General features: G+C 40.4%; 23 protein-coding genes. 17 read left to right on the forward strand and 6 right to left on the reverse strand.

Annotation, left to right across the window (positions count from 1 at the left end; translation table 11 throughout):
• The first annotated feature begins 286 nt into the window (after positions 1–286).
• From MOJ78_RS03930 to MOJ78_RS03945, 4 genes are all read left to right on the forward strand, one after another.
• Complete coding sequence (locus MOJ78_RS03930) at positions 287–559, forward strand: DUF2277 domain-containing protein (protein ID WP_304979911.1); 273 nt, start codon at positions 287–289, stop codon at positions 557–559.
• A gap of 376 nt (positions 560–935) precedes the next feature.
• The gene (locus MOJ78_RS03935; RefSeq protein ID WP_370529762.1) at positions 936–2,423 is read left to right on the forward strand and encodes an aldehyde dehydrogenase family protein; all 1,488 of its coding nucleotides are present in this window, start codon (positions 936–938) and stop codon (positions 2,421–2,423) included.
• Positions 2,424–2,682: 259 nt separating this feature from the next.
• Positions 2,683–3,024: a c-type cytochrome gene (locus MOJ78_RS03940; RefSeq protein WP_304979913.1), complete on the forward strand. Its 342-nt coding sequence runs from the start codon at positions 2,683–2,685 to the stop codon at positions 3,022–3,024.
• 135 nt (positions 3,025–3,159) lie between these two features.
• The gene (locus MOJ78_RS03945) at positions 3,160–3,603 is read left to right on the forward strand and encodes a hypothetical protein (RefSeq protein WP_304979914.1); all 444 of its coding nucleotides are present in this window, start codon (positions 3,160–3,162) and stop codon (positions 3,601–3,603) included.
• A gap of 104 nt (positions 3,604–3,707) precedes the next feature.
• Here MOJ78_RS03945 and MOJ78_RS03950 read toward each other — a convergent pair whose 3' ends face one another.
• Entirely contained in the window at positions 3,708–3,893 is a 186-nt protein-coding gene (locus tag MOJ78_RS03950) for a YhzD family protein (RefSeq protein ID WP_304979915.1), read from the reverse strand.
• 133 nt (positions 3,894–4,026) lie between these two features.
• Here MOJ78_RS03950 and MOJ78_RS03955 point away from each other — a divergent pair, with 133 nt between their 5' ends.
• The 9 genes from MOJ78_RS03955 (at position 4,027) to MOJ78_RS03995 (ending at position 15,511) form a co-directional block, all read left to right on the forward strand.
• Positions 4,027–4,926, forward strand: coding sequence for an ABC transporter ATP-binding protein (locus MOJ78_RS03955; protein ID WP_304979916.1), 900 nt, complete (start codon positions 4,027–4,029; stop codon positions 4,924–4,926).
• Positions 4,919–6,181, forward strand: a complete 1,263-nt coding sequence (locus MOJ78_RS03960; RefSeq protein WP_304979917.1) for an ABC transporter permease — start codon at positions 4,919–4,921, stop codon at positions 6,179–6,181. The genes MOJ78_RS03955 and MOJ78_RS03960 overlap by 8 nt, the downstream gene beginning before the upstream one ends.
• Before the next feature lie 435 nt (positions 6,182–6,616).
• Positions 6,617–7,834 carry a metallophosphoesterase family protein gene (locus MOJ78_RS03965; RefSeq protein ID WP_304979918.1) on the forward strand — a complete coding sequence of 406 codons (1,218 nt, stop codon included), beginning with the start codon at positions 6,617–6,619 and terminating at the stop codon, positions 7,832–7,834.
• 18 nt (positions 7,835–7,852) lie between these two features.
• Positions 7,853–10,837: an AAA family ATPase gene (locus MOJ78_RS03970; RefSeq protein WP_304979919.1), complete on the forward strand. Its 2,985-nt coding sequence runs from the start codon at positions 7,853–7,855 to the stop codon at positions 10,835–10,837.
• A gap of 28 nt (positions 10,838–10,865) precedes the next feature.
• The gene (locus MOJ78_RS03975) at positions 10,866–11,537 is read left to right on the forward strand and encodes a response regulator transcription factor (RefSeq protein ID WP_304979920.1); all 672 of its coding nucleotides are present in this window, start codon (positions 10,866–10,868) and stop codon (positions 11,535–11,537) included.
• Positions 11,534–12,871 carry a sensor histidine kinase gene (locus tag MOJ78_RS03980; protein ID WP_304979921.1) on the forward strand — a complete coding sequence of 446 codons (1,338 nt, stop codon included), beginning with the start codon at positions 11,534–11,536 and terminating at the stop codon, positions 12,869–12,871. The genes MOJ78_RS03975 and MOJ78_RS03980 overlap by 4 nt, the downstream gene beginning before the upstream one ends.
• A 34-nt stretch (positions 12,872–12,905) precedes the next feature.
• Positions 12,906–14,111 carry an MFS transporter gene (locus tag MOJ78_RS03985; protein ID WP_304979922.1) on the forward strand — a complete coding sequence of 402 codons (1,206 nt, stop codon included), beginning with the start codon at positions 12,906–12,908 and terminating at the stop codon, positions 14,109–14,111.
• Between the two features lie 45 nt (positions 14,112–14,156).
• Positions 14,157–15,125, forward strand: a complete 969-nt coding sequence (gene yhaM, locus MOJ78_RS03990) for a 3'-5' exoribonuclease YhaM (protein ID WP_304979923.1) — start codon at positions 14,157–14,159, stop codon at positions 15,123–15,125.
• Positions 15,126–15,238: 113 nt separating this feature from the next.
• Positions 15,239–15,511 (forward strand): sporulation YhaL family protein, encoded by a 273-nt coding sequence (locus tag MOJ78_RS03995; protein WP_304979924.1) that lies wholly within the window; start codon positions 15,239–15,241, stop codon positions 15,509–15,511.
• Positions 15,512–15,606: 95 nt separating this feature from the next.
• On the opposite strand, the gene MOJ78_RS04000 is transcribed toward MOJ78_RS03995, so the two are convergent.
• Complete coding sequence (locus MOJ78_RS04000) at positions 15,607–16,512, reverse strand: peptidylprolyl isomerase (protein ID WP_304979925.1); 906 nt, start codon at positions 16,510–16,512, stop codon at positions 15,607–15,609.
• Between the two features lie 215 nt (positions 16,513–16,727).
• On the opposite strand from MOJ78_RS04000, the gene MOJ78_RS04005 reads away from it, so the two are divergent.
• Together MOJ78_RS04005 and MOJ78_RS04010 are read left to right on the forward strand one after the other, a co-directional pair.
• Positions 16,728–16,814: a YjcZ family sporulation protein gene (locus tag MOJ78_RS04005; RefSeq protein ID WP_304981175.1), complete on the forward strand. Its 87-nt coding sequence runs from the start codon at positions 16,728–16,730 to the stop codon at positions 16,812–16,814.
• A gap of 94 nt (positions 16,815–16,908) precedes the next feature.
• Positions 16,909–16,998: a YjcZ family sporulation protein gene (locus MOJ78_RS04010; RefSeq protein WP_304979926.1), complete on the forward strand. Its 90-nt coding sequence runs from the start codon at positions 16,909–16,911 to the stop codon at positions 16,996–16,998.
• 505 nt (positions 16,999–17,503) lie between these two features.
• On the opposite strand, the gene MOJ78_RS04015 is transcribed toward MOJ78_RS04010, so the two are convergent.
• A complete protein-coding gene (locus MOJ78_RS04015; protein ID WP_304981176.1) occupies positions 17,504–17,686 on the reverse strand; it encodes a hypothetical protein in 183 nt (60 codons plus the stop codon).
• A gap of 111 nt (positions 17,687–17,797) precedes the next feature.
• Here MOJ78_RS04015 and MOJ78_RS04020 point away from each other — a divergent pair, with 111 nt between their 5' ends.
• Positions 17,798–18,382, forward strand: a complete 585-nt coding sequence (locus tag MOJ78_RS04020; RefSeq protein WP_304979927.1) for a YpmS family protein — start codon at positions 17,798–17,800, stop codon at positions 18,380–18,382.
• Between the two features lie 179 nt (positions 18,383–18,561).
• On the opposite strand, the gene MOJ78_RS04025 is transcribed toward MOJ78_RS04020, so the two are convergent.
• Positions 18,562–19,098 carry a DUF3267 domain-containing protein gene (locus MOJ78_RS04025; protein ID WP_304979928.1) on the reverse strand — a complete coding sequence of 179 codons (537 nt, stop codon included), beginning with the start codon at positions 19,096–19,098 and terminating at the stop codon, positions 18,562–18,564.
• A gap of 270 nt (positions 19,099–19,368) precedes the next feature.
• Here MOJ78_RS04025 and MOJ78_RS04030 point away from each other — a divergent pair, with 270 nt between their 5' ends.
• The gene (locus MOJ78_RS04030; protein ID WP_304979929.1) at positions 19,369–19,773 is read left to right on the forward strand and encodes a DUF1878 family protein; all 405 of its coding nucleotides are present in this window, start codon (positions 19,369–19,371) and stop codon (positions 19,771–19,773) included.
• Here MOJ78_RS04030 and MOJ78_RS04035 read toward each other — a convergent pair.
• Positions 19,763–20,353, reverse strand: coding sequence for an HTH-type transcriptional regulator Hpr (locus tag MOJ78_RS04035; RefSeq protein ID WP_304979930.1), 591 nt, complete (start codon positions 20,351–20,353; stop codon positions 19,763–19,765). The two genes, MOJ78_RS04030 and MOJ78_RS04035, sit on opposite strands and share 11 nt — an antisense overlap.
• A gap of 180 nt (positions 20,354–20,533) precedes the next feature.
• The gene (locus MOJ78_RS04040) at positions 20,534–21,136 is read right to left on the reverse strand and encodes a hypothetical protein (protein ID WP_304979931.1); all 603 of its coding nucleotides are present in this window, start codon (positions 21,134–21,136) and stop codon (positions 20,534–20,536) included.
• Positions 21,137–21,150: the final 14 nt, after the last annotated feature.

The following is a 21,150-nucleotide window of genomic DNA, read 5'->3' on the forward strand; positions in this document are numbered from 1 at the left end:
TTTCTAACAATGTACCTTGAACCTATCACGACAACGGGCCGGAGATAGTTGATGGACAAAAATGTTTTAACCTCGAAGAGCAATTATACAACCAGATGTATATTCACAGGCATCTATAGAAAACTAAACCTCTCTATAGATGCCTCCTTTTATGTGTTTAGTCTTCAGCTAAAGAGCGTATTTCTGCAAGAGGAAATACTTTTCTTTTTTATTAGTGATTGATTTTTAAGCATTTCTATTTTGGATCTTTTTAGTATTTAAATGAAAACAAAACGAGGAGAAATTTATGTGCCGAAACATTAGAACATTATTTAATTTCGACCCGCCAGCTTCCGATGAAGAGATTCATGCAGCAGCTATTCAGTACGTTAGAAAGATAACGGGCTATAACAAGCCCTCAAAGGCGAACGAGGAGGCGTTTAATCGTGCAGTCAATGAAGTAGCAATGATTACTAGGAATCTATTGGACACTCTGGAAACCGGTGCAGAACCTCGCAATCGTGAGGTCGAAGCTGAGCGTGCTCGTGTCAGAGCAGCTAAAAGGTTTGGTACAAGTTAGCGAAAAAAACAATTGTTGATATTCCGCAATCGGGCGCTTTTGTTGAAGATTGTTTTTTTACAACTTTTTTATTACGAATTTTACCTGTTAATGTGAGTCGTTTATGAAAATTCAACAACTTTTTTTTGAAACAGCCGCATCTCTGAACGGAAGAATGCGGCTTTAAGTCGCCAAAATTCAACAACTTTATTTTGTATGAACATATGGAAGTTCATTAGCCCTTAATCAGCCTTAATTTGGTTAAATCATAGCCTGATGGCAGAAATTGTAGATTTTTAGCGATGGAAACTTTATTACAATCCTATTAAAATGAAAGGGTTTTCATTCTTTTTTCGAGAATAAGTGACGTGCATCTTATTTTTTAAGGAGGATGAAAATGGAAAAAGTATTAGACGCACAATTGAAGCCGAAAGTCGCGGAATTTTTGAATGGTACGAAAAAGTTGTTTATCAACGGGGAATGGGTACCCTCTGCATCAGGTAAGACGTTTAAGACCTTGAATCCCTCCACAGGTGAAGTCCTTGCAGTCGTAAGTGAGGCAGATAAAGAAGATGTAGATCGCGCGGTGAAGGCTGCACGTAAAGCATTCGACGAAGGTCCATGGTCGAAGATGAGTGCGGCATCCAGAAGTCGTCTGATTTATAAGCTCGCTGATCTAATGGAAGAAAATAAAGAGGAATTGGCACAGTTAGACACGCTCGATAACGGGAAACCAATCCGCGAAACAACCAATGCGGACGTTCCTTTAGCAATCGAACATTTCAGATATTATGCAGGCTGGTCGACAAAAATCGTCGGTCAAACGATCCCTGTAGCAGGAAAGTTTTTCAACTATACTCGACATGAAGCGTTGGGTGTAGTCGGGCAGATTATTCCATGGAACTTCCCACTCCTTATGGCAGCATGGAAGCTCGGTGCTGCACTTGCAAGCGGATGTACAGTCGTATTGAAGCCAGCCGAACAAACACCTTTATCAGCCCTATATCTAGCGGAATTGATGCAAGAAGCAGGGTTCCCGGAAGGTGTCGTCAACGTTATTACAGGTTATGGTGAAACAGCAGGCGGTCCACTTGTTGAACATGAGCAGGTTGATAAAATCGCATTTACAGGGTCAACTGAAGTAGGAAAGTTGATCATGCGAACCGCTTCCGAAGACCTCAAGCGCGTAACACTTGAGCTTGGTGGAAAGTCGCCGAACATTATCCTGCCTGACGCGGATATGTCCAAGGCGATCCCTGGGGCAATGATGGGAATCATGTTCAACCAAGGCCAAGTATGCTGTGCAGGTTCACGTCTTTATATCCAGAAAAAATCGTTTGATAATGTAGTCGCAGATCTTGTTACCCACTCTGAAAAAATCAAGCAAGGGGCAGGACTCGATCCTACTACCGAAATGGGGCCGCTCGTTTCTGAAGAGCAACACAACAGGGTAATGGGCTATATTGAAAAAGGAAAGAGTGAAGGTGCAGAGGTCTTAACAGGTGGAACGAAGCCATATGAACAGGGGTACTTCGTATCACCGACCGTCTTTGCAGATGTAAATGATTCGATGTCAATCGCTAAAGAAGAAATCTTCGGACCTGTTGTAGCGGCAATGCCGTTTGAGGATCTTGATGATGTCATTGATCGTGCAAACCTTTCCAATTACGGACTCGCAGCAGGTGTCTGGACGGAAAATGTACGCAATGCACATTATGTAGCGAACCGCTTAAAGGCTGGTACTGTGTGGGTGAACTGCTATAATGCATTCGATGCGGCATCACCGTTTGGAGGATACAAACAGTCGGGTATCGGTCGGGAAATGGGATCTTATGCACTCGATAACTATACAGAGGTGAAGAGTGTTTGGATAGGCATGGATTAAATCGTTTCGACGAAAACGGGCTAGCTATAATGGCTAGCTCGTTTTTTTTCGTTTAGAAAGTATAGAACTACTTTCTATAGTATGAGGGGCAACTAAGGCAACCGCATGCGATACCTTTAGGAAAAGGCTTGGCGGTCGCCAAGTTTTCTTTAAGTGTGTCCAACGCCAAATAGTCGCTTCGCCTCACTTAACCGCATAATAGTTTTTGCGAACCAGTTTTCGGGAAACGAATACAAAAAGGAAAAGGAGGCTACAAATCGTGAAACGGATTTTTACATTATTAGTATTACTTGGGTTATCTGTTGGTTTAGCAGCTTGTGGCGGCGGTAATGAAGGGGGTTCAGATTCAACAGGGAACGGCAGTACTACAGAAGTTGATGTTGATGCAGCGAAGGCGAGCTTCCAGCAAAGCTGTGCAACCTGTCACGGAAAAAATCTTAGAGGAAATGGGAATGCACCAGCCTTGAATAACATTGGTAAAGATCATTCGAAAGAAGAGATTCTAGCTCAAATTAAAAACGGCGGCGGCCAAATGCCAGCAGGATTGATTGAAGGAGAGGAAGCCGAAAACGTAGCTGCATGGCTAGCTACTATGAAATGAAAATATGAAACAACAATATTCGAGCACTTGCAAAATAAGCATGTGATTAAAAGTGAATCAAATGCTTATCTTTATGTTAAAACTTGTTAAGAATAAACATTAAAGGTTTTTATAATTGGAAATAGAGGTAAAGTAATGATGTATAGTGTTCCTATAATAATCTTGACATTAGGTCTGATATTATTGTTTTTTATACCTAAAAGGCTTTCAATTAAAGAGGTATATAATACTTGGACTGCTATTGCTTTGTTAACTGTGTTGACTGACCTTATAGTAGGGGCTGTTTTTGATAAGTTTGACTTTGCTGGCAGTAAAAAAATACAGCTTTCAGACCTATTCTTCGAAATAACGATAACACCGGTTTATGGAATTATTTTATTATGCTTAATGCCAGAATCCAAAGTCCGGTTTTTGATCACTTCTTTGTTGTGGACGGTAATTGGGATATCGATTGAATGGTTGAATGTAATGGTTGGATATTTAGACTATAAAGGTTGGTCATTGTGGTATTCAATTCCTTTTTATTTTGCAACATGCTACTTTTTAAGGTGGCATTTATGGTTTCTTAGAAGAGGCTAAGTGAAGGATGAATGAAATCAACTTAATAAAGACCCCGTTAAAAAATCAGACCGTCCAACGCTAACAATGATGGACTCGGTCTGATTTTGTTTGTTTATAAGGTATTACCGATGGAATAACACAAGTTCTCCTGCAGGCGAGGTTACTCTGCTCGTGTAATCCTCATAGTTGTTTTCCTCTAAAATTTTCTGGCCGGCTTTTTTCGCTTCGGCATTGTCAGTCGCTTCAAATGATTCTTCATAAATCTTTTCACCGCTTTTATCAAATACAGTGACAATGTACATCTTCATGAGATCACCCTTTCCTGCCTTACTATTCTATTTTAGCATGAAATTATCCTTCATATACTTTTTGAAATCGGACTAAATTAGGTGAAACCTTTTTAAGGGACTATCGTTATATACATTGAGAGGTGAGAAAATCATGAGTTTACATATTGATTCAGTAACAAAAAAATTCGGTAGTTTTACGGCAGTTGATGACGTTTCATTTAATATCCCGGAGGAACAGATTTTTGGCCTTTTAGGAGCAAACGGTGCTGGAAAGACGACGACATTCCGGATGATGATCGGTCTATTGTACCCAACAGAAGGTGCGATAACCTGGAACGGACATTCATTAACGGAAAAAACGTCTCAAGTGATCGGTTATTTGCCAGAAGAGAGAGGGCTTTATCCAAGCCTGAAAGTTTCCGATCAGCTCATCTATTTAGGGCGTTTAAAAGGAATGACTAAACAAGACATTCGGGTCCAAATGAGAAGATGGTTAGATCGATTCAAGGTACCGGAATACGAAAATAAAAAGGTAGAAGAGCTGTCAAAAGGAAATCAGCAGAAAATCCAGTTCATTGCAGCAGTACTACATAAGCCCAAGCTGCTGATTCTCGATGAACCGTTTAGCGGGCTGGACCCAGTTAATGTTGAATTATTGAAGGATGCGGTTGTGGAATTAAAGCAGGAAGGGACAACGATTGTATTTTCCAGTCATCGGATGGAGCATGTTGAAGAGCTTTGTGAGCATCTCTGTATCCTTCATAAAGGAAAGCCGGTCGTACATGGCTCGTTAAAGGATGTCAAGCGTTCATTCGGGAAAAAGAATGTGACCGTTTATGCGGATTTTGACCTCGACCACTTGAGGGACACATCAGGGGTTATACGATTTAAAGAAGTTACCGAAGGCGTTCATCTTCAAGTTGAAGATGAGGGTGTGTCACAAAAAATATTCGACATGATCAGCGGAAAAGGATTCGTGCGTAAGTTTGAGCTTGAAGAACCATCGTTAAACGATATTTTCATTGAAAAAGTAGGTGCTTCATATGAGTAAATTACTTACCGTCTTAGTGCATACGTACAAAAGCCGCTTAAAAACCAAGGCGTTCATCATAACAACGGCGATTTCATTACTATTAGTAGTTGGATTGACGAACATGCAGACGATCATGGGATACTTTGAAGGTGATGAGCAACGTACTGTAGCTGTGCTCGATAAAAGCGGGGAGCTTTATGAACCATTTGCTCAGCAGTTTGCGGTTACAAAATCAGAGGATACGAAGATTGTTCAGACAGATCAAAGTGAACAGGAGCTGGCTGCGAGTGTTCAAGATGGAGAGTATGACGGTATGCTTGTTCTGCAAATGAATGAACAAAACGTGCCTAATGCTACCTTCAAGGCGGAAACAGTATCGAGCTCGGACTGGATTGGTGCACTCGAGCGTTCCCTCCAGCAAACCAAAGTGGTCATTGCTACAAAAAAATTAGGTGTCGATCCTGCGGAAGTAGTAAAAATTTATGAACCTGTTCAATTTGAAAAGGTTGCCTTGAAGGAAAGTGCAAAAACGGAGGAAGAGCTCAATCAGGCTCGTTCAGTCGTTTATGTGCTGCTCTTTTTAATCTATTTTTCCGTTATATTTTATGGAAGTATGATTGCCACAGAGGTTGCGACAGAAAAGTCGTCCAGGGTGATGGAAATCTTAATTTCGAGTGTCTCACCTGTCAAGCAGATGTTCGGGAAAATCTTCGGGATTGCCTTCTTGGGTCTGACACAGTTCATACTGATTTTCCTTGTTGCATTTATTTCTGTTAAAAGTGCTCCTGAAAGTGAATCTGGCGGGTCCATGAACAATTTTTCAGACTTCATTCAGCTTGATCAACTTCCGTTTTCAATTATCATTTATGCTCTCGTATTTTTCTTTTTAGGGTTCATGCTTTATGCGACACTGCTTGCAATGCTCGGCTCACTTGTAAACAAGGTTGAGGAAGCGAACCAGGTGATCACGCCAGTCATGTTGATTATCGTTATTGCGTTCATGATTGCGATGTCTGGACTTGGCACACCAGATGCAACCTTTGTAACAGTTACATCCTACATTCCATTTTTTACTCCGATGATCATGTTTTTACGAGCAGGGATGTTGAATATTCCGTTATGGGAAGTGTTGCTCGGCATTACCATCCTGATTGCGAGCATCGGACTGTTTGCAGTCATTGCGGCAAAGGTTTATCGTGGCGGGGTACTGATGTACGGCAGTGCAACCTCGCTTAAGAATTTGAAAAAAGCATTAGCCTTATCGAAAAAGTAACGGAACATCAACTGACTCGGATTTTCTACCGGGTCAGTTTTTTTACACTTAGAAATTACAACGTTTTCAGGTCTTTTTTACTATTCGTGGTTGAATTAATTGCATTCGTGGTCGAAATATCGTGCTCCGTGGTTGAAAAAATTCAATTCGTGGTTGATATATCAGAATTCGTAGTCGATTTAGTTTCTGTGGAAAAGGTGAAAGCTAATAAATTCCCCAGAAATGCATCAAAACTCACACGAAATTTGATTTTCCACTAAAAATACGTCCAGAAAAGATGAATTTTAGCGGAAACATTCAGGGATCACTCCATTTTTCTTGAAATCGTCCAATAATGATTCACTCTAAAATGCTCTGTAAAAAACAACGAACAAACGCTCGTATCAATATGATAAAATGGAAGTAACCATTTATCGAAAGGGTGAGTGCAGAACAATGACCTCGATTCGATTTTTACATACAGCAGATTTACATATCGATACCCCATTTAAAGGCCTCGGCTATCTTCCAGAAACGGTTTTAGAAAAAGTGAAAAAGAGCACGTTTGTATCGTTTCAACATATTGTCAGCAAAGCGATTTCAGAGAACGTAGATTTTGTCGTCATTGCAGGAGATTTATACGATGGGGCAAACCGTAGTCTAACAGCGCAAATGTTTTTAAAAAAAGAATTTCAAAGGCTGGCAGATTACGCCATTCAAGTGTATGCCATCCACGGAAACCATGATCACCTCTCAGGCGAATGGGCTCAGATAACGTGGCCAGGAAACGTTCATTATTTTAGTGGGGAAGTGCCAGAAATGCTTCCCTATAAAAAAGAGGGTAAGGTCCTTGCTCACATATATGGGTACAGCTATCCAAAGCGCGCTGTGACTGAAAATATTTCTACTCAATACGCAAAGGTGGAAGGCGCTCCATATCATATTGCACTTTTGCACGGAACAGCAGGTGGATCGACTGAGCATGCAAATTATGCACCATTTATCGTAAATGAGCTGAATCGAAAGCCATTTGATTATTGGGCGCTGGGTCACATCCACAAAAGAACTGTCCTGAATCAAGACCCATATATCGCTTATCCTGGAAACATCCAAGGGTTGAACCCGAAGGAAACCGGAGTAAAGGGCTGTTACCTTGTCGAATTGTCAGACCATAATACGACAGTTGATTTCGTTGAATCTGCTCCATCATTGTGGGAGGAACTTGAACTGCAAATTGACGACATTACCGAAATCGATCAACTCATCCAACGCATCCAACAGGGAAAGGAGATTCTGCGGGCTACTGGCAAGAATACGATAGTTACCGTAAAGCTTTTAGGGTCCAGCGAGATCATAGACTTATTAATCAAAGGAAAAACCATCGAGGAACTTATCCAACTCCTTCAGGATGGAGAAGATGAAGAAAACGTCTTTGTTTGGATACATCGGATTAAACTGCCAAAGGAAGGCTTGCAGCTTGCTCACGTATCTGAATCGCATTTTATCAATGAAATCGTTTCAGTTCTTGAGACCACGGACAATTTGGATGAAATACTTGAGCCATTATGGAAACACCGTAAAGCGAAGAAATTTTTAACCGAGGAAGAGCTTGATGAACAGGAGATTTTAGAAGAGGCAAGACAATTGTTACTCGATTCGATGATCCACACGTAAGAAAGGAGGGGCGATGATATGAAAATAAAAGAGTTGTATATTTACGGGTTCGGCCGATTTGAAAATGAACGGTTCTCATTCGATAAGCCACAAATACAAGTGATATACGGTAAGAATGAATCCGGAAAGTCTACAATACTCGCATACATTGAATACATGCTATTCGGTTTTCCAAAACGTAGTGAGAAACGTCTTCGTTATGAACCGAAGACGACACAGGCTTACGGTGGAAAAATGATGCTCGAAACGGAAAAGTACGGATTAATTACGATTGAGCGAAAAGGGGACCGTACCGTTCATATCGTACTAGAGGATGGAACTCATGAAGATGAGTCGCTTTTGAAACAAATCCTTCCAGAAGTGAACCAGCTTACATACCTGGATATTTTTTCGTTTAACCTGGATGGTTTACAACGAATCGATCAGATTAAATCGGAGGAGCTTGGCAATTATTTGTTCAATGCTGCAATGACCGGTGCACAAGAGTTGAATCGAATATCAACTTATTTGGAAGAACAGCAAAGTCAATTGTTTAAACCGAACGGAAAGAACCCGGTTTTAAATCAAAAATTGGCTCAATTGATCGAGCAGGACCGCAATCTTCAAGGCTGGGTAAAAAAACTTGATGAATATAATCGAATTAAGACAGAGCTTGGTCTTGAACAAAGCAATCTAAAAGAGCAGGAACAAAGTCACCGTGAACTCGAATGCAAACGAAAGGAGCTTGTCGAGATTCAGTCGGTGGCTCCCCTTATCGTGCAAAAGGTTACACTTCAGAATCAGCTGGACAACCACCCGAATGCAATACCGTTTCCTGAGAACGGCCTCGATCGATTTCGAAACTGGCAGGAACGAAAAGTTGAAGCAGAGGGCGAATGGAATCATCTTCAAGAATTGAAGGACCGGAAATTGAATTCCTTAAAGGAGCTCGTTATCGATGAAGCGCTTTTAGTACAAGCTGATGAAATTGAACACTTCGAAAAGTCGTATCAGCAATATAAAGTAAGAAAATCCGATTACCAAAGATTAAAACAGCGAATTGCACACATCGAGGAGGAAGTTGAGACAGAGAAAAACGAACTGGGTGAAAACTGGACCAACGATCGAATCTCAGCAGCACAGACTGACATTGTTGCCAAGCAGCAGATCAAACAACAGATCAAAGAATTTGACGATCTTCAATATGAACAAAAAACGATTGATGCCGATTTACAGCGTGCAAAGGATTCCATTGAAGAAAGGGAAAGGCAGCTGGAAATGGTCGATGGTCAACTGGTATCCGATGAGAAAAAGCGTTCTTATGAGGAAAAGCTAAATCAGATAACTGTCCAGTCTCCAAGTCAATTAAAACAGCACTTAGATACATTAAAACAAGTAAGAGCTTCCTCTAAAAAGAGCTTTATCAACCCAATCCTCACCGTTGCGATGGTTGTAATTGGTTTAATCCTTGTGAGCATATGGCTTTACCGCGGCGATGTGATCGAAGGAATCATTCTCGGTGTCACACTCGTCGGTTCAGGTATTGCTTTGTATCGTAAAAACAGCAGCGATGAAACCAATGAGCTGGATGAACAAATTCGTGACCTTGAAGCGAAGCTCTCTAATTTTGAAAGTGAGAACGTTAAATATCAGGGGGAAGAGATAGATGTGATTCAAAAATTGTTAGAAAAGCAGCAACACCTTAGCTTTCGTAAGCAACAGCTGATCGAGGAATCTACTCAACTAGAAAGACGGTATCAGGACATTGCTGCCAAATATGATGCCTGGGAGGTTCAATTTCACAAAAAAAGCGAAATATTGAATAACTGGAGAGAGCGATTCTTTATTCCTGCTTCTGTTTCGAATGAAATGGTACTTGAGGTGCTTGAACGGGTTGAACAATTGAAAAAACGCATAAATGATCTCGAAAAACTTATTCAAGAAGCTCAAGGGATACGTACCGGACTTGAACGTTTTGAAAAGGATGCTAATAGATTGGCACAACTTGCTGGCATTCAAGAGGAAGGCATCGAGTCGGTTGTCACACGTTTAGTCTTACTTTTAAAAGCGGAAAAGATAAAAAGCGAACAAAAACAGCGGATTCAAACTGATATTCATGCATTATCGGAACAGCAAGCAGGAATTCAAAAAAAGGTTCAGCACTATGAACAAGAATGTAACGCGCTTTTTGAAAAGGCAGAAGTATCTAGCGAAGAGTCGTTTTGGGCAAAAGGAAAAGTATTTGATAGCTATCAGTCCCTTAAGGAGCAACTGCGGTTGACAGAATCACAGCTTTATATTACCGGATTACAGCATAAAATTCCTTTTTACATGGAACGAGTCAATGAACTTTCAGAACTAGAGCAAAAAATCGAGGAAACAGGTACAAAGATGAACGAGTTAGACGAAGCAATCGAGTCAGGGCGTACTTCATGTGCCCGACTGCGGGCACATCTGACCCATTTAGAGGAAGATGGCTCTTATTCCGATTTAATGCACAAGATCCAAGTGGCAAAGAGTGAGTTTCATGATCAGGCGAAAAAGTGGGCGGTTTATCGTACTGCCGACTATCTATTAAATCAAGCTAAACAAAACTATCAATCCAAGAGACAGCCAGGAGTCCTTAAGAGCGCAGAGGAATATTTTCGAAGGCTGACAGATGGGGAATATATAAAGCTGATTGCTCCAAAAAGTGAAGAAAGCTTTTGGATTGAACGGAACGACACCATTCTATTTCGACCTGATGAATTAAGTCGTGCTACTGCTGAACAATTGTATTTAGCACTTCGGTTTGCCCTTGCAAAGGAGTATGACAGTAACAAATCGTTTCCATTCATTATGGATGATATTTTAGTCAATTTTGATGAGTTGAGACGGAAAAGAGCGGTTGAGTTGATCAAGTCAATCGCAGAAGATCGACAGGTTATTTATTTTACGTGCGATCGATTGACAGCACGTGCAATGGCAGACGAACCGATCCTATTAGAGTCGGTGTCGTCTAACCCACTACCTATTCTCCGATAAACAGAGGTAAGTAAGGAGGCGAGAAGACATGTCAGAGTACACAATTTATATCGTAGAGGATGAGGAGCATCTTGTATCCGTTTTAAAAGCATACCTTGAAAAAGAAGGCTGGCTAGTCAAGGTATTCCATGATGGAGAAACTGCGTTGAGGCATGTGGACGACCGGCCCCATCTTTGGGTGCTTGATATCATGCTTCCGGGCGTTGATGGGTATGAAATATTAAAAACGATTCGAAGTAAAACGGATACACCTGTCATCTTCACGTCAGCAAGAGACCAGGACCTCGACCGTATTATCGGTTTAGAGCTCGGTAGTGACGACTATCTTTCCAAGCCATTTTTACCGAAAGAGCTGGTCATACGGGTTCGTAAGCTACTTGAACGGGTTTATGAAGGACCGAAAACTAAGCTCCAGGTGCGTTCAGTTAACGGATATCAAATCCACCCCATTACTCGTAAAATTTCTCTGGGCGATGAATTAATTGAGTTGACGGCAAAGGAATTGGATGTAGTCTTGTTTTTAACCGAGCATGTGGATGAAATCAAATCGAGGAGAGATATTCTTGAAGGTGTGTGGGGGTCGGATTATTTCGGCTCCGAACGAGCGGTCGATGATGTAATTCGTCGAATTCGCAAGAAGATGCCGCGGTTGAACCTTGAAACTTTATACGGCGGCGGGTATAGGATTGTGTCGTCATGAGACGTCTAGACTTGGCTCAGCGTATTTGGCTTTCCTTCTTTTTACTCGTATTCGTCGTCGGTTTGTTCGTCGTCATCATTTACCCGTTATCAATCAGGGAAACATTGACAGATGAGTCTTACAGGATGATTGAAGAGCAACAGGAACGGATTATAAAAGGTCCGACCAGTCCAGAAGAGGAGCTGCCGCAATCTGACCTGAACTTTATCGAACGTCGTGAAGCAGTCCGTTCGGTCGGGCATTTGCTGTTAGGCAATCAATCGTATGTTCTCGAAGGTGACTTTGTTCCTGAAAAAGTTGCAAATACGATTTGGAGAAAAGCGATTTCACAGCATGAAAATAAGGACCGATACCAACTCGATTATCGAGGTGCCTCACTCTTTTATGTGATTCAGAAGATTGAATTGGATGGAAATGCGGCTTTTGTCGTTTCCTATATGTGGGATACGTATCGCAATCAGCTCGTTCAACAGCTATGGCAGCGGTTAATCTGGATATTCGCATTTGGTATTTTAATCAGTATCATTCCTGCAATGTGGTTGTCAGGATATCTACGAAAACCGTTAAAAGCACTCGGTGAAAGATTCGAACAGATTGGAAGCCGGAACTGGCAGGAATCCTTCCGTTGGACAGAGGATCAAGACTTTCAGAAGCTTTCTGTACAGTTTGAGCGTATGCGTCAAAATTTAATTCGGAATGATGAATCTCAGAAACGGTTCATTCAGCATGCTTCACATGAGCTGAAAACACCGATCATGACGATTAAAAGCTACGCCCAGTCTGTAAAAGACGGTGTTATGCCTGAAAAGGACCTTGATGGAATGATGGATATTATCATCAATCAATCAGACCGGATGGAAGAGCGTGTAAAGGATATGCTTTACTTTTCAAAGCTTGATACGTTAATCGATTATGAACCCCAAAAAACAATCATACATTTTGGACAGCTTGCAGAAGAGGTTGTGGAGCGTTTTTGGTATCAACGTGATGACTTGAATATTCGGATTTCAGGAAAAGAGGTAACGTTCCAAGGTGATCGTGACCAATGGGAGGTCGTTCTCGAAAATCTAATACAAAATGCAAACCGGTATGCTGAATCCTACATTACAATTTCTGCTGAAAAGATCGATGATAAAACGTTTATCATAGTTAAAAACGATGGAGAGACGATTCCAGAGCAGGACCTTGAGCGAATTTTCAAGCCGTTTCAAAAAAGCCAGAGAGGTCAATTTGGTTTAGGACTAGCTATTGTAAAACGGGTCGTTGAACTTCATAATGGTACTGTAGAGCTTTTGAACCATACGGACGGTGTAACAATAAAAATTATCGTATAGAACTTGTGCGGAATTGGATTAGAAGGATGATTGGATGAAACATAGAGAAAAAAGAAAGATCGGACCATTACTTCTGCTAATGATCAATCTTTTTATCATCATGTTAGGAATCGGCCTTGTCATACCGATTTTACCTTATTATGTAGAAGCGTTTAATGCAACAGGAAGAGATCTCGGTTTTCTCGTAGGAGTGTTTGCGTTCATGCAATTTTTGCTTGCACCCGTGTGGGGGAGATTATCGGATCGAATCGGTAGAAAGCCGTTGATTACACTAGGGATGTTTGGATTTGCAGCAGCCGAATTCATATTTGCTTTCTCAACAGAGTTGTGGATGCTTTATGCTTCCAGAATTTTGGCAGGAACGTTCGGGTCTGCAATTATGCCGACAGCCATGGCTTACGTTGCAGATGTTACCGATGAGAAAGGCCGGAGCCAAGGAATGGGACTGCTAGGAGCATCAATGGCACTTGGCATTGTGATTGGACCAGGTGTCGGGGGGTGGCTGGCGGAACAAGATTTATCTTTACCGTTTTTAGTTGCCGGAATTGCGGGAACGGTAGCCGCTATCGTTTCGATATTCATGCTGAAAGAAACTGTCTCTCAAGAAGCGAAGGAAGCGGCGAAAAATGCGGAAAAGCTTAACCACCTGACACGAATGTGGAGAGCACTGACCGGACCTGTAGGATTTTTATTAGTACTTGTTTTTGTAATGAGCTTTGCGCTCGCAAACTTCACCTCGATTTTCGGGTTTTATGCGTTGAAGCGTTATGACTATGATCCGAGTGAAGTCGGAATTATTGTTGCAGTAACGGGAGTGATTGGTGCTGTTGCGCAGGGAACGTTGGTTGGCAAACTAACGAAGCGATTCGGCGATGAGCGAGTTGTGACAGGGTCATTACTGTTAAGTGCAATTGGCTTTGTCCTTATGGTGTTTGCGTTTAATTTTGCGACTGTAATGCTTACAGTATCAATTTTCTTTCTTGGGAATTCGATCTTGAGGCCTGCGCTCAATTCCTTTATATCAAAAATGGCCGGGAATGAGCAGGGAGCCATCATGGGATTGAACAATTCATTTTTGAGTCTTGGAAATGCAGCAGGGCCTGTACTTGCAGGTTTACTATTCGAGGTTAATATTCATATTCCGTATTTACTTGGAGCTGCTTTGTTATTAGCCGCTCTTGTAGCGGTGAAAATTTGGGAAACGAAGCGACATCCTAGAGCTGTAGACAGCCATTCATAAAAAACCAATAATAATTTCTTAACGTGTAAAAAGGAGGGGACAGGTTTGAAAAAAGGAATCGAGAACTACCAGGTTGGTGATCTTTTTGATCAATTTTTACTCATAAAGTCGGTGTCGAAAGGGGTTACCAGTACAGGGAAACCATTTTTGACCATCATGCTTCAGGACCATACTGGTGATATTGAATCAAAGCTATGGGATTCATCGGCTGAGGATGAAAAGGCATACGTACCAGAGCAGATCGTAAAGGTAATAGGGGATATTACGAGTTATCGTGGAAAGGCACAACTGAAAATAAAACAAATTCGCCCGGTTACCGAGCAAGATGGCGTAAGTGTCGATGAGTTTGTAGAGACAGCACCAATTCCTCAGGATGAAATGATCGATGTGATCACACAGGCGATTTTTGAGATGGAAAATCCGAACATACAACGGATTACGAGGCACCTTGTTAAGAAACACCAAAAGGCGTTTTTGGAATTTCCAGCAGCAACGAAAAACCATCATGAGTTTGTTTCAGGATTAGCGTTCCATGTTGTATCGATGCTTCGACTGGCAAAGTCGATTGCGGAGCTTTATCCTTCACTGGATACCGATTTACTCTATGCAGGGGTCATTTTACATGACCTTGGGAAGACGAGTGAACTTTCCGGTCCTGTTGCTCCGAATTATACGATGGAAGGGAATTTGCTTGGACATATCTCGATCATGTTTGGTGAGATAGGAGATGCGGCCCGTGAGCTTGGTATCGATAGCGAAGAAGTCATCATTTTACAACACATGGTCTTGAGCCATCACTCAAAGGCGGAATGGGGGAGTCCAAAACCACCTTTGGTATGTGAAGCAGAAATTTTACATTACATCGATAATATTGATGCGAAAATGAATATGATGGATCGTGCCTTAAGTAAAGTGCAACCAGGAGAGTTTACTGATCGAATTTTCCCACTTGAAAATCGCAGTTTTTATAAGCCAGCTTTTGAACAAAAGGAACCAGCTGCAAGTAAATCGTAAAAACGTTCAGCAATTGAACTCTATTTTTGACACGATCAGGTAGTAGTCATAATCGATTGTAATCCTTCATATCTTTGTAGTAATGAAGCTTGTCTACAAAGGAGGATGTTTCGATGCGTCGATTATATGTCGTTGCCACGGTCGTGTTGTTTTTTGTTCTGCTTCAATGGACAGGGGTATATGGAGAAGTAGCACCAATTTTAACAGCAGTCCCTTGGTGGGTGTTTTTCGTAATTGCAGCTATTGGCTATTGCGCATATAGAGTCTGGTATCATTCGATGGAGGACCGGAAGCTGGACCATGTACACATTGAAGAGGAAGGGAAAGTGTATATGAACCGCTTAGAGGAAGAGAAGAAACGTCGAAAACAAGCATCTGGCGAATAAGTTTGAACAAGAAAACCTGAGTGGAGACCGCAGCCTCACTCAGGTTTTTGTTGTTATATAAGGGAGCGCCAAGGTGCTCGAGGGCGCTGAAACTCTTATTTATTCTTTGGTTGTGTTTCCTTTGTTTTAAATAGATCCTTATATTGTTCTGCTTTAACGTCAATATCTGCCTCATCCATGATTTTTTGAATTGGGTTTTCAGGATTCTTTTGTGCCTTTTCCTGTGCCTTTTTCTGGAGAAGTGCCTTCTTGATTTGATATTCTGCTTCTTCGTACTTTTGTGTCTTTTGTTCTAGCACTTCAATGATATGATAACCGAATTGAGACTTGACAGGCTTGGAAATCTTATTAGGTTCAAGTGAGAACGCAACCTTATCAAATTCTGGAACCATCTTTCCTCTTGGGAAAAAGCCTAGGTCTCCGCCTTTATCCTTTGAGCCAGGATCTTTTGAATATTCCTTTGCAAGCTCAGCGAAATCGCCACCATTCTCGAGCTTTTCAACTACCTCTTTCGCTGTCTTTTCATCATCTACAAGGATGTGACGTGCTTTAACTTCCTTTACCTTGTATTCTTCTTCGTAAAGCTTTTTCATTTCTTCTTCCGTTACTTCAATACCATCCGTTTGAGCTTTAAAGAAAACAAGGTTACGCTTTACAACTTCCTTTAGCTCTTTTTCGCCTTTAATACCGCTTTGCTCTAAGGCTTTCTTAAACTCGTCTTCGCCTCCGAACTGCTGCTTAAGGTAATCAATTTCTTTATCAAGCTCCTTCTTACTTACTTCATATTTTTCAGAAAGAACCTTGTATTGAACGAGGTCTTTTAAAATTTGTTCTGATTGCGGTTGTTTTGTTAGTTCATTATAAAAATCCTCTTTTGTAACGTCACCAGCACTTGTTTCGACAAGTACTTTGCTATCAGCTGCAGCATCACCGTTATCGTTGCATGCTGTTAGTCCAAAGATCGTTGTTGCTGCAACAAGGGAAAGAATCCACTTTTTCATCGACAAACACTCCTATGAAGTATAAATTTTTTCACTGTTCTACTATAGCATATCCCTATATGAAAAATACACCGTGGGTCCAAATATGAGAAAAAATACACATTTAATGGAATTCACCTGTGCATACGCCCGTTTTTTCAAAAGTAGGGCATTTGTCTAGTCAAGATAGTCATTAGACTTATACACTATAGTGTATCACTAAAGGAGGGATTGCAATGGGTTACGGATATGGCGCCGGTTTCGCGTTAATCGTGGTACTGTTCCTTTTGTTAATCATCGTTGGAGCAAGCTACGTTTCTTAAATTCATGAATTTTTTTAGGATTGAGGATAGCCGCCTATGCCCCGTACAAATATAGTGCATAGGATAACGTAACACCGGGATAGGGGGTGGCATTATGGGTGGATACGGATATGGAAGAGGATTCGCGTTAATTGTTGTTTTGTTCATCCTTTTGATTATCGTAGGCGCAGCTTGGGTGTGCTAGTACAATAATCTCGGTATGATAAGAAGAGGCTAGCTTATGCGGAGAGTTTGATCTCTGCTAAGCTCAGCCTCTTTTAAGTTTACATATAAGTAATTTTCCGATAATCGAGAGTTTTCTTTATTAAATTTTAGAATAAGATAGAACAAAGATTGTCTTTGAACATAGACCTTAGTCCTGTTTTACGTTTGCAGACGCTACTCTGTGGGTAATAATGATAATTATAATGCGGGTTCAAAAAGAGAGCCGAGATTTCTGAAGTTCAACTAAGTACGTTACGTCCTGTAACAACGTTGAACTGACTCACATCCTGTGAGCCCGAGGCACGAAAGTCTCGAGGACCGAAGCGACGAGCGTTAGTTAGATATGAGCTACGAGTTGTACCGAGGAATCTTACATCCAAGGTTACACTTGTAGACGCAGGTACATATGCTCTTACTTTGGAACCGGAGAGACCGAGTAACGAAGAAATTCGACAGCTATTTTTACCGGACTTTTTGAACATCATTTATAATGCGTATAGAACTTCAACATACGAACTAACTAGCAAAATAGTAATCATGATATTAATCCACCTGAAAACATTAACTTGCCGTTCAACAGGAATGTTTTTTTCAATACATAGACGATTTGTCAGTGAATTGAACACGAAAAGGATTAGGCATGCGAATAAAATATAATAGATAGCAATTGTTGTCATGTCTGGAACCTCCGAAATAAGAGATTGTATATTTAACATACCAGAATTTTAGATAAATGAACAGTAACAACCATTGTAGGTTTGGGACAGGAGGGGATACACTTGAAAAACAAATGGAAATCAGCCTTTTTCATATTGCTTGTTATCATGGTAATTGTACCTATCATCGTTGTGTCTCTTATCTTTTTTGATGACGGCTACAATAACGGTTCAACTAATTTTGGACCAATTGAAGGAGAACCGATTTTTACGATCGAGTCATCAAAGGAACAATTGAATTATTTAATAAAAGAACAATTAGTGAAACTGAAATCCGGGTCTACAAAGTTTAATTATGATGTCCGATTACGTGATAAAGTAACGGTTAATGGATATTTTACGTTTTTTTCAGACCAGATCGAGTTCTCTATGGACTTTGAACCTGAAGTCCTTGAAAATGGAAATCTGTTATTAAAAGAAGAATCGATTCGATTGGGTGCCCTGAGTTTACCTGGTGATAAAATACTGGAATTCATAAAAGGGAGCACAGATTTACCGGAATGGGTCGAGATTGATGATAATAAAGAAACCATTCTTGTAAAGCTGACGGAAATTGAGCTTCGGGATCATCTCTTCCTAAAAGCAGAGTCCTTTGATCTGGAGAATGATGAAATTCGGTTTAAGATGTATTATAAAACCCCACAATAACAAGGGTGCGTTGCGAAGGGGCTGGATAGGACGTCATGAGAGGAAGATGTTCCTTCCAGAGTTTTTATATCCTATATTTTGGAAAATCCACGATATATCCTTAAAATTCCCGATAAAAGAGTTTATGCCCCACTTCAAAGGTATTACCTTCGAAGTGGGGCATCCCCATTTACTACACATTAAACTGTTCTTCTTACGATGATTTGAAAGCCGCTGTCGCCATCCTCAAGGTAAGAATCTTTTGGAGAGTTCCATAAGTGCTGGATGTATATCATATCTTTCAAACTAAGGAAAATATTCAATGTCGATACGATCGCGAATAAATGCAAAAATTGTGGAAGGAATAACGGACCGATTAAAGCGGCTGCTGTAATAAGGAATAATGGCATGGATATAGAAGTTAAGGCCACTCTTCTTGAAATTACGCCAGGTATCCGACAATAGAAAGTCAAGCGGTTATCCCCGAAAGAAACACTTGCTCTTTTACCACTTACCCAAATCGGTACACAATGCAAAATCACATGCATAGGTAATACAATCAGTGCAGCCAACAATACCGGTATCATTCCTGTTTGTATATAGTGTGTTTCTGGTTGATACATGCTAAACGACATAAAATAAACGATAAAGTACGTGAGGCTAAAAAGCGATGATATGAACCATAAACGTAACTTACCGTAATCTCTAATTAAATTTATTGATTTAAAGCAATTCATGATGTGATCACCTTCTTTGAGAAAACTTGGCTAACGTACAGCATTGCGCTGGCGGTGCTCAGTTGACCTTACACTTGAGAAAGTATTTGTTTACTTTCTTAATGCGTGAATAATGAGTTAATCGTGTATGGAAAAGGTGAAGCACCTAACGAAATCAAAACCACGTAAATACATTACGATGATTTTTTCAAAAAATCAATAGTTTTTTTATTTTTTTTATGAATGTTTTCAGATGATATACAAACAGGTAAAATAATAAAGTAGGATCCCGTGTTTCATGCAATTATTTTAGGTGCCGAACAGGAAGTGGTTTATGTGGAAGAAAGTGAGAAGGAAAATGTGAAACGTCTTGAATTTTACCAGCGAATGCTAGGTGAAACAGTAGATGCGGAGCGTTATCCTTGGTTTCGGTTAGTAATGGAAATTAACTTAAGTGAAGATGAAGTAACAGAGGTTTTCAATCTTTTCAATATACTAGGAAAGCAAAAAGAGGAACTGAGAGAAGCCGGATTGTTGGACCTGACTCCTCTATTGCTTCATTTCGTGGGGATGTTAAATGCTAAGCTCGATCCTCTAATAACAGCAAAATCACTACACCATCAGGGGCATTTTCAAGAGTTAAACAATGATTTGATCCGATTACTGAAAAAATATCCTTCAAATCCTATGGAGTAGGTATTTTTTCAGGCTCCGTATTTTTCACCGCCGGTAAAAGCTGTCCGTCGATTTCAGTAAACTCATTGTCGATTTTCTCTACAGTCGTATCGAGGATTGACATGAAATCATTACCGTAAACACTTCTAATAACAGCCATAATTTCATCAAATTCAGGAAACTTCCCATATAGATCACGGATTTTTAGTGATGCCCCAAAGATTCCATAGCCCTCAGGATTGTACTCTTCGATTGTTTTTAAAAGCAGATCTCGACCTTCTTCGGTTAGCTTTACATATGTGTTTCGCTTGTCGTTCTCTTTTTTTGAAAAAGTCAGGTATCCCTGTTCTTCAAGCTTTTTAGAGAAGTTAAAAGCGGTAGATACGTGCATCACACCGAACTTGGAGATATCGGAAATTGAAGCTCCTTCCAAATGGAAAGCAATCCAGAGGATATGGTGTTCATTGATGTTTAGACCAAATGGCTTGATCCAGCCCTGCCAGTCCTTTTCGACGCATTTCCACATGGCTTTGCTAATCTGGGCGACCTTATGGCTGAACATCATTGCTTCTTTCATTGAAAAATCTCTCTCATTTTCCATAATGAACCTCCATTCTCCTTCTAATTATGACAGTAAATGATGGGATTATAAAGATATATATCCAAGAATTCACAACTTTTTACCGTTGCGTGTTTCGTTGAATAAACTTTGATTAAAGTTCTAACCAATTGTTTTATCGACAAAAAAGGACAAGGTTTGAATGTGTTTCTTAAATTTTCATTAGCTTATCGTCAACCAGACAATAAGTATCGTGAAGGAAATGAGGGTGTGTAAATTAGTTATGATTGGGTTCATTTGAAACCATTTCAGCTTCCTCGTTTTTGCACGTGTATTATTTAGAAGAATGACAAAATTACGTATAATGAACAGTCCCAATAATGCTGTTAATAACCCCATAATTGTTTCTCCGCTTTCAAAAAACGCAAGCGATAGTAGCAACAACCAAACATTCATGATCACCCCTGCAAATGGCTCGAATCCATCTCCCAACATTCCGTGCATGATCCACCGATCACGTTCATCCCATAGTTCCTTCCGTTCGGTCTGTTTCAAGGAATAACTTAAATGGCCAGTTTGCAACGCCATCGTTACGATCAGCACTAGAATATAAAGAACACCAAATAAAGTTGCAACTAATGTGATTTCGCTTTGAACATTCCTTACTAAAAGGAGATGGACCGGTAAAAACAATGTAAAAATAAAGGCAAGCCATAAATGTAAAAGAGCATTCTCATTCCGCTGTACCAAAAATCTAAAGCTGAAAAACAAAGCTAAGTAAAGAAGTAGTCCAATCCAAGCGAGTAATAATTCAATGTTTAACACACAAAAAATCCCTT

This window comes from Alkalihalobacillus sp. AL-G (assembly GCF_030643805.1).
Taxonomy (GTDB): Bacteria; Bacillota; Bacilli; order Bacillales; family Fictibacillaceae; genus Pseudalkalibacillus.